We start from the raw sequence: 1,307 nt of genomic DNA, 5'->3' as shown, positions 1-1,307 counted from the left end.
AAAGACTTTGATAAAGATAGTATCTTTTTATCTAATATGATTATGAATGTGAGATTGAAGTAAGTAAATGATAGATTTAGCAGGTGTGATTTGTTAATCACAGTAAAGTGTTTTTTGCTTATGTGTTATATTTTATTGTTATAATTTATAAAAAGTGATGAAAAATATACAGGACAAAGTTACTGATGAACCCTAAAGAACTTATCTCTCAAATCAAAGACTATGCTAATATAAGATGCTAGTTATGCTATGCTTGATTTAATTGATGAGAATGATGAAAAAGGTTTTTTATGATATATAAAAACTAAATTTGATTTATATAAGATATTTGAAATAATACAATTTAAAAAGGAGTATCAAATGAAAATCACAATGATAATTCTAAGCTTATTTTTTTTAGTATCTTTAAGTGCATGTGCTTTTAAAGACAATAAAGCAAGTGAATTAGAAACTCTTGCAAGTAATTATGGTGGAATTTATATCTTTGATAAAAAAATAAGAGAAGAGATATTGGAATTAGAGAAAAAAAGAGAAGAATTTCGTAGTAAGTATTTAGGGAGTGAAATCAAAGTAGGAAATGAAACTCATTTTGTGAATTTTTCTTATTTGAAGAAAAAATTCCCTCAAGTCCTTTCTAATGGTTGTAAATATTATCGTAATGATTATAATTATGATGTAGATGATCCTGACTATGATTTTAACTTCGATGATAAACCCGAATTTGCATACTATGAAGATCAATTTAAAGCATATATGGGTGAAGAAAACTATAAAAAATTAAGACCTTATTTAGGTATGACAACTTATTATGTGTGTGAGGGTAAAAAATATCCTGTTGTTTTTGATACTATGATAGATTATAAAGTAAAAAGCTATGGATTATTTGGAGATGAAGGAAGAGGATTTAGCTTTTCTAGCATTAGTCGTAAAAGTGCAGGAGGAGGACATTTTCATTATTTTACTAATGGTAAATTTATAAAAAGTGATGAAAAATATACAGGACAAAGTTACTGATGAATCCTAAAGAACTTATCTCTCAAATCAAAGACTATGCTAATATAGCAGATGCTAGTTATGCTATGTTGCAATATGTTTGGGAAAATATAGAGCAAGATGAAAAGAATAATATTTATAAAGCAGATAAACTTACTTTTGGTGATAAATTAAAGCAAGATATTGTTATGAAAAATAGTAAAGGGGAAGATATTGTAAAACCTAAAAATACAAACACAGCTTATGCTTGTGCTATACAAGCTCGTTTTGAACAAAATAAAATAGTTAAAATAGAACCTAAATATTGTATTTCT

General features: G+C 26.2%; 1 protein-coding gene and 1 pseudogene. Both read left to right on the top strand.

Annotated elements, in window-relative coordinates; translation table 11 throughout:
* The first annotated feature begins 591 nt into the window (after nt 1–591).
* Nucleotides 592–1,014: a tRNA 2-selenouridine synthase gene (locus AJN60_RS10090; protein WP_180752980.1), complete on the top strand. Its 423-nt coding sequence runs from the start codon at nt 592–594 to the stop codon at nt 1,012–1,014.
* Nucleotides 1,014–1,307: pseudogene (locus AJN60_RS04885) on the top strand (hypothetical protein); the annotation flags it as partial. The gene AJN60_RS10090 and the pseudogene AJN60_RS04885, both read left to right, overlap by 1 nt.

The sequence above is a fragment of the Campylobacter sp. BCW_4323 genome (genome assembly GCF_001763115.1).
GTDB classification, from domain to species: Bacteria; Campylobacterota; Campylobacteria; order Campylobacterales; family Campylobacteraceae; genus Campylobacter_D; species Campylobacter_D jejuni.
Note: the sequence above shows the minus strand (reverse complement) of the source record. Positions and strands in the feature narration are given on the sequence as shown.